Origin of the sequence: Microbacterium sp. IO18 (assembly GCF_049099505.1) — a bacterium.
GTDB classification, from domain to species: domain Bacteria; phylum Actinomycetota; class Actinomycetes; order Actinomycetales; family Microbacteriaceae; genus Microbacterium; species Microbacterium aurugineum.
The window spans coordinates 2438397-2446879 of record NZ_JBMJAF010000001.1 but is presented as its reverse complement, the minus strand read 5'-3'; the positions used below and the strand labels follow the sequence as shown (position 1 = coordinate 2446879).

At 66.2% G+C, this 8483-nt stretch carries 3 protein-coding genes; 1 reads left to right on the top strand and 2 read right to left on the bottom strand.

What is annotated here, in order from left to right; genetic code table 11:
* A partial coding sequence (locus tag ACLF6J_RS11605; RefSeq protein WP_421076890.1) for a DUF7507 domain-containing protein occupies nucleotides 1–1393 on the bottom strand: 1393 nt, incomplete at its 3' end.
* 543 nt (nucleotides 1394–1936) lie between these two features.
* Here ACLF6J_RS11605 and ACLF6J_RS11600 point away from each other — a divergent pair.
* Entirely contained in the window at nucleotides 1937–2572 is a 636-nt protein-coding gene (locus ACLF6J_RS11600; protein ID WP_134352534.1) for a response regulator transcription factor, read from the top strand.
* A gap of 370 nt (nucleotides 2573–2942) precedes the next feature.
* Here ACLF6J_RS11600 and ACLF6J_RS11595 read toward each other — a convergent pair whose 3' ends face one another.
* Entirely contained in the window at nucleotides 2943–7256 is a 4314-nt protein-coding gene (locus tag ACLF6J_RS11595; RefSeq protein ID WP_421076889.1) for a DUF7507 domain-containing protein, read from the bottom strand.
* Nucleotides 7257–8483: the final 1227 nt, after the last annotated feature.

Here is an 8483-nt window from a genome sequence, read left to right as displayed (position 1 = left end):
CCAAGCCATTCCCATTCCCCTCATTCAGAACAGCGATCTTCGTCAAGGCAAGCGAGGCATGAGCGATCGTGATTTCGACCGTCGCCGAGGATTCATCGGTGACCTGCTCCCCGACGCTGTTCTGGGCGACCACGGTCGCCGTGTTGACGAAGCTGGTCTGCTGCGCATCCGCCGCGGTGACCGTATAGCTGCCGGTGCACACCATCGACGAGTCCGCCCCGCCGGCCGGGCCCAACACGGTGGACGGACAGCTGACGTCCGCGATCAACGGGTCGTCGACCACGACCCCGGTGAGCTGCTCGACTCCGGTGTTGGTGACGACGAATTGGTAGGGAATCGTGTCGCCGAGCCCGTATGCCGCCGGTTGAGGATCGGTGCGGTCGACCTGCTTGACGAGGCTGATGTCGCCGAGTGGATTCACCGACATCACCTGCACATTGCGGATGAGGTGCACGTCCGTCTCTGCACCCGTCGATGCGGCGAAGCCGAACTTGTACGTCGCCGGCGGGCGCTCGTCCATGACGTAGGAGAGGACCGTCTGGTACGCCGTCCGGGTTCCTGTGAAGTCGATCTCGACGGTCACGACAGGGAACTCATCCGGCGAGACCGTCACGCGGACGTTGCGAACCGCCTCATCGGGCCCCACGGCATTGCGAATCTCTCCCGGCAGCGTGGAGGCACCGCCGGGAGGGCCCAGTCGTGTCGACGCCAGGAAGCAATATCCTTCGTAGCCATCGCCGGGCCCACGCAGGGTGACGGTGTTGCCGACGCGCGGCGGGGAGAGGTAGCCCGAGAGGGCCGGACACCCGACGCCACGGCCTTGATCGTCGTTGGTGTTGTACCCCCAGGCGTCGAAGGCGACACCGAGGTATCCCCCCGCGACCCCCTCTTGCGATGTTCCCCCGAAGATGAACGGCGCGTAACCCAGAGATGCACCGATGCCGCCGGTGCTCGTGAGCGACCGCGAACCGTCCGAGAGGAAGAAGGAGATTCCGTCCGCGCCGCTGCCGCCGTACTGCGCCTGATCGAACTCGATCGCCAGTCCGGCGTTCGCCGGGAGTGCGCGATCGAACACCATCCCGCCGTTCCGGTTCTGACTCTCATCGTTGAGTTGGAGCCATCCCGGAAGAAGCCCCGGCGTCGGGGAACCGTTCGTGAACGTGCACGGACCGAGGTTGGAGGCCCCGGGTGGCGGCGCAGCGGTGGCCCCGGTGATGCATGCTCCGTCGAGCCCGATCGCTCGGACATCGGGAACGGTTTCACCTCCGAACGTCTCATCCAACAGGACCGACCCCGCAGCATACGCGGGGGACGCGAAGATCAGAGAAGCGGCGACGACGCTGACCGCGGCGAGCAAGGCGGCCACACCTCGCGCACGTGATCGGGCTTTCACGACTCGCATCTTCACCACCGCACCAATCTCGTGTGAACAGCAGATGAGATCGACCATCCACGCGAATGCCGGTACTGCCACGACGAGACCCGCGGGTGGGTGGCCCGTGTGTCTGTGTCTCGGACAGTAGCGCGGGGAAGGGCCGCCCACAAGGCATGGTTGTCGACAGGCGTCGGACACCACGGCACGGAGACACCGGGTCGCTCCTACGCAACGTCCCCCGAACAGCACGCAAAGCCGATCAACGCACGATGCCGCCGCCAAGTTTTCCATGCCGGGCGAGACTCCCTGCGTATCCCCACAACTGGGGATTTACCTTCCGCGGGAAGCGCCATAGGTTGTGACCATCTCATGGTCCGGGCTGGACGACCGCCCATCTCCCCTCCCCCATGGTCGTCCAGCTCCGGCACGCGCGGGTCGACGTCGTCACACCGGCGACGACTACGCAACGGCTGGAACCGACTACGCAATTCTCGGCCCGCGGTGTACCCCTTTCGACGCAGGCGACCACCGCGGTCACGGTTCGGCATCGAATCTTGATCCGTGCCGATTCGCGTGGGGATCATCGACAACCAGCCGGCGCTCGTGCTGGGCATCACGGTCCTGATCAACGCGCAACCGGACATGACTTTCGTCTGCTCGGCACGCAGCGTCCGTGAACTGCTCTCGGCCGGGAAGACCCTCGACGTGGTGCTGGTCGACCCCGCGATCGGTGGGCCCCTTTCGCAGCCACCTCCCTGGGAAGCACTCGTGTCGCGCGGCATCGGAGTCCTGGTCTTCTCCGGCGTCTCACCGATGCTCTCCGCCCCACAGGTGCCGGGATTCGCCGGTGTGGAGAGCATGCGGAAGACCGATCCTCTCCACCGGGTCATCGCCGGTATCCGTGCGACCCAGCGGAACCGTTCAGCAGCGCGGGAGCTCGACTCGAGCACGAGGACTCCGCTCTTCGCACCCGAGGTCTCGTTGTCTCCCCGGGAACGTGAGGTGCTGGAGCTGTACGCCACCGGATACACGGCGGCGCAGGTGGGTGAGGCGCTGGGCATCAGCCGGAACACGGTCGTGGATCACATCAAAGGCATCCGCCGGAAATACGTGACCGCAGGTCGACCGGCCTTCACGAAGGTGGATCTCTTCCGGCGCGCCGTCGAAGACGGCCTCGTACCAGACGGCAGCGTCTGACGACCCCTTCTGGCCGCAGTGCGCCCGGGAGAAGAGCGGCGACGGTGGCTGGTGGCCTTGCTCCCCACCGCAAGGCCACCACACCGAGGCGCCTCCCCACGGCGCCACTCCGACGGCGGCCCCCCAGCCGCGCGTCGGAGCGCTGACGGGCGTCCCCGTCTCCCCCAGTCACAACATCACCAGATCGAGCGCGACCTTGTTCCAAGAACCGTTCGACTTAAGTAGAACGTGCTACGGAATTCCGCATAAGAGCAGAAACTCGCCCCCTCAGTGAGTACCGACGGCTCCGGAGAGTCCGTTTGAGAGACGACAGAGCGGCGTGCCGCGTCGGTAGACATGGCACGCCGCTCTGTGACGTGATCAGCGGTTGTTACGCCTCGATCACCGGGCGCTTCATCCGTCGCGCGAGGAGGAGCACTCCTCCCGCGACCACGAGCAGCGCAGCCGCGCCGCCGATGATGCCCAGGCTGCTTCCACCCGTCGACGCGAGGTACGTAGCCTCGTCAGCGGGGGTGGTCACATCGCTCTCGGGCGGATCGATCGGCTCGACGTTGTCGGGGACCTCGGCGTAGCCGGTCGCGGCGTTGTACACCTGACCGTCCTCCACGTCCTCCTCCGTGACGGTGTACCCCTTCACGGCGTGACAGGTCATGGACTCGCCGGGCGCGAGCGTCGTCTGCGGGCACTCGACCGCGATACCGGCGTCAGTCAGCATCGGGTCGTCGACGAAGACATCCGTCAACTCAGCAGTACCGGTACTGGTGAGGTCGAAGGAGTAGTCGATCGTCTCACCGGCGTCAGCCCAGCCGTTGCCGTTGGTGTCGTTGAGCTGCGCCGACTTGACGAGCTCCAGGCCGGCCACGAGCGGCTCGAGCGGGATGACGACCTCGTCGGGCGGGCTCACCGGGTCTTCCGGGTCGCCCGGAGTCTCCGGAGGAACCGCGCCCGTCGCCGTCGCGATGTTGTGGATCTCGCCGGCAAGGGCGTCGACCTGCGTGATCGTGTAGTTCTCCGACTCGCACACCGCGGACTCACCAGCGGCCAGGGAGGTCGGATCACACGTGATCGCGACACCCAGCTCGTCGAGCAGCGGGTCCACGACACGGACATCGTCCAGCGGCACGTTGCCGGTGTTGGTGACGGCGAAGGTCCATTTCACGACGTCGCCGGGATCGTTGATCCCGTTGTCGTTCGCGTCGTCGACGAGGACGTAGTCCTTGTCGAGCGAGAGCCCGGGAGCCGGAGTCGGCTCGGTCGGGACGATGACCTCGTCGGGCGGGCTGACCGGGTCTTCCGGGTCACCCGGGGTCTCCGGAGGAACCGTTCCGGTCGCGGTTGCCACGTTCAGGATCTCTCCCGCTTCAGCGTCGGCCTCCGTGATGGTGTAGTTCTCCGAACGGCACGTCGCGGACTCGCCGGCGGCCAGGGACGTCGGATCGCAGGTGATCGCGAGACCCAGGTCGTCGAGCAGCGGGTCCTGGACACGGACATCGTCCAGCGGCACGTTGCCGGTGTTGGTGACCTCGAACGTCCAGGCGATCACGTCGCCCGGGTCGTTGATCCCGTTATCGTTCGCGTCGTCGACGACGACGTAGTCCTTGTCGAGCGCGATCCCCGGGGCCGGGGTCGGCTCGGTCGGGATGATGACCTCGTCGGGCGGGCTCACCGGGTCTTCCGGGTCGCCCGGAGTCTCCGGAGGAACCGCGCCCGTCGCCGTCGCGATGTTGTGGATCTCGCCGGCAAGGGCGTCGACCTGCGTGATCGTGTAGTTCTCCGACTCGCACACCGCGGACTCACCAGCGGCCAGGGAGGTCGGATCACACGTGATCGCGACACCCAGCTCGTCGAGCAGCGGGTCCACGACACGGACATCGTCCAGCGGCACGTTGCCGGTGTTGGTGACGGCGAAGGTCCATTTCACGACGTCGCCGGGATCGTTGATCCCGTTGTCGTTCGCGTCGTCGACGAGGACGTAGTCCTTGTCGAGCGAGAGCCCGGGAGCCGGAGTCGGCTCGGTCGGGACGATGACCTCGTCGGGCGGGCTGACCGGGTCTTCCGGGTCACCCGGGGTCTCCGGAGGAACCGTTCCGGTCGCGGTTGCCACGTTCAGGATCTCTCCCGCTTCAGCGTCGGCCTCCGTGATGGTGTAGTTCTCCGAACGGCACGTCGCGGACTCGCCGGCGGCCAGGGACGTCGGATCGCAGGTGATCGCGAGACCCAGGTCGTCGAGCAGCGGGTCCTGGACACGGACATCGTCCAGCGGCACGTTGCCGGTGTTGGTGACCTCGAACGTCCAGGCGATCACGTCGCCCGGGTCGTTGATCCCGTTATCGTTCGCGTCGTCGACGACGACGTAGTCCTTGTCGAGCGCGATCCCCGGGGCCGGGGTCGGCTCGGTCGGGATGATGACCTCGTCGGGCGGGCTCACCGGGTCTTCCGGGTCACCCGGAGTCTCCGGAGGAACCGTTCCGGTCGCGGTGGCGACGTTGTGGATCTCACCGGCTTCGGCGTCGGCTTGCGTGATCGTGTAGTTCTCCGACTCGCACTCCGCGGACTCGCCGGCGGCCAGGGAGGTCGGATCACACGTGATCGCGACACCCAGCTCGTCCAGCAGCGGGTCCACGACACGGACATCGTCCAGCGGCACGTTGCCGGTGTTGGTGACGGCGAAGGTCCACTTCACGACGTCGCCGGGATCGTTGATCCCGTTGTCGTTCGCGTCGTCGACCAGGACGTAGTCCTTCTCCAGCGCGATGGCCGGAGTCGGAGTCGGCTCGGTCGGGACGATGACCTCGTCCGGCGGGCTGACCGGGTCTTCCGGGTCACCCGGAGTACCCGGAGGAACCGTTCCGGTCGCGGTGGCGACGTTGTGGATCTCTCCCGCTTCCACGTCCGCATCGGTGATGGTGTAGTCACCCGAGCGGCACAGCACCGACTCACCAGGAGCCAGAGGAGCCGGGTCGCAGATCACGTCGATGCCGAGATCCTGCAGGAGAGGGTCATCCACGACGACGTTCTCCAACGCGACGTTACCGGTGTTGGTGACATCGAACGTCCACGCGATCACATCGCCCGAGTCGTTGATCCCGTTGCCGTTCGCGTCGTCGACCAGGACGTAGTCCTTCTCCAGCGCGATTCCCGGAGCCGGGGTCGGCTCGATCGGGACGATGACCTCGTCGGGCGGGCTCACCGGGTCTTCCGGGTCACCCGGAGTGCCCGGCGTCACGTTACCGGTCGCGGTAGCCACGTTGTGGATCTCACCGGCTTCGGCGTCCGCCTCGGTGATCGTGTAGTCCTCCGAACGGCACGTCGCGGACTCGCCGGCGGCCAGGGACGTCGGGTCACACGTGATCGCGAGACCCAGCTCATCGAGCAGCGGGTCGTCCACGACGACGTTCTCCAACGCGACATTGCCGGTGTTGGTGACGTCGAACGTCCAGGCGATCACGTCGCCCGGGTCGTTGATCCCGTTGCCGTTCGCGTCATCGACGACGACGTAGTCCTTGTCGAGCGAGAGCCCCGGGGCCGGGGTGTCGAAGACGACCAGGTCGACCGACACACTCGCCATCTTGACGAGGGAAAGGTTGTCCACAGCGAAGTCGTTGCCGAAGCCGCCGGCCGCGTAGTTGCGCAGTCCGATCGTCGCGGTTCCGAGCGAGTCGGCGACGAACGTGCCGACGTTCTGTCCCCAGACGACATCCTGGGTCAGGCAGGAGCTCTGCTTCGCGATCGGGAGGGACGAACCGATGTTCTTCGTCTCTTCACTGTCGGTCACGTAGAACGCGGACTGCACCGGCAGCACATTGCCCGCGCTGTAGCTGATGTTCGTCACATGGCCCTTGACCGTGTAGGTGGCGCCCGGCTCCAGGCCGTTGACCGTCGTGGAGATGAGGTCGTGGGGCGTGGGGAACGACATCGAACCGTTCATCATCAGAACCTTGCCCGAAGCGGCGGACTGCTCGGTGGTGACCTGAGTGAGGTTCGTGGCCGGGCTCCTCATCGGATCCGCACCGCAGATCACGTCGCTGGAAGTCGCGCCGGTGTTGGGGAGTTCGTCGTCGATCGACCGGACATCAGCCCAAAGGTTGTTGTAGCGATCCGCATCCGGACCACCGAAGTCGGTCGTCGGCCAGATCGTGTACTGCCCGTCGCAGGGTCCGTAGTACGGCGTCGCAGGGTTGCATCCCTCGGTCTCGTGGACCGTCGAGGGGTCGTCCCAGGCGTAGATCGTGTTCGCCGCGATCTGAGGCATCGACTCGCCGAGGTAGTCGAACGTCCCGTTGTCGAAGTCGGTGACGAGGTTCGGGCCGTTTGTGTCTCGCGCGATCTTCACACCGGACAGGGTGCCGACGTAGTCGGCGGGTGCGACGACGCGCAGCTCGCTGTGCGCGCGCGGAATGGAATAGATCAGTGGATCGGGCGAGACCACCTCGGCCGCCCCGCCGTCGACGACGAGCGACCAGCCGGTCGGGATTCCCGACACCTGGTACGAGTCGAAGTCCGCGCCACTGAGATTGTCGTCCGTGATCGTCAGCGTGAAGCCGTCGGCATCCGCTTCGACGACCTGGTTCGGGGAGACGTCGACCGTCAGGCCGTCCTCACCCACGACCGTGGCAGCGAAACTCGGAGGGACGACGACGAGACTCGTGAGCACGGCGATCGTGCCCGCGAGAATCGTCGACAATAAGTATCGGGTTCGTGGTTTTCGTGATCCCATGGAGAAGGTACCTTTCGTGCAGGGAAGCTCTTCGGCGCGCGGGAAAGAGAGCACGCCAGGTCTCGGCGGGCTGGAACAGACAACGCCGCATGCAAGTAGAGGGGGCAACTCGCTGGGCGCTCGACGATCGGGGTCGATACCAGTACCCGAATGAGGACGGCTCCGTGCCCGGCTCCCCGCTATCCGTACGCGACTCCGTGGCTCTACGCGCCTTACCCGTAGTCAGACGGCATACGGTCCGCGTTCACAGGACGAGAGCATGACACGGGCGGGGAACCGTCAGGATGGGCCGCGGAAGACCGCCCGTGTCACATCACCTCGGCGAGCGCCGACGGCGATCCAACGGTGTTGGGCATCTCCAAGGTAGGCCTGGAGGGAGGCTGCGGCCGGTGCCGTACCGAGAGTGCCGTAGCCCCGCGCACAGGTTGCGTAGGTCGCGGCGAGGAGGCCGTAGTCGCTCCGGAGCGTGATTCGGACGCACTCTTCCACCGTCTCGAGATCGCGGTACCGAGTAGACACGAAAAACGCACCTAAGTCGTCGGCGCGGTACGCAAAACACCACGTTCCACCGCGCACGGACTGCGTGCGCGCCCAGACAGGTCCCTCTCGTACTGAAAGGTGTCCCTGGGCCAGCTCCCCCCGTGCGTGATCGCTCAACGACGATCGCGAACCCGCATGGAAACAGAATCCGACTCGGTAGCGCCGTTGTCATCTCATCCTGATCCGCGCGCGTCGCGGACGACTGCGCGGCCGAACCCCACAGGAACACGGACTTCCGTCGCGCAGGGATCAGGTCTAGTTTTCGGTTAGGAGTGTCCGCGTGAGGAAGCGGGGTCGTGCCATGGTCATCGGTCGGGAGCAGAGCCTGGCCGCCGCGCTGGATCTGGTGCATGCCGGCGTCAGCGTGGACGTCGTCGGCGGACGAGGCAGCGGCCGCAGCGCCTTCCTGAGGGCGCTCCGCGCTCGGCTGGAAGAGGGCGAGTGGAAGGTCATCCAGGTTCGGGGCGTCGCCTCGCTGCGTCAGCATCCGCTCGCCGCACTGCACCTCGCGGGCATTCCTCCCACGGGGACGCAGCGCTCGACGAGTGGGCTCCACGAGACGGCGGAAGCTCTGCGACATGCTCTGCGGTTACCCCGCTCCGTGCTGTTCCTCGACGATTGGGACGACCTGGATGAGTCGTCCTGGGGCGTCGC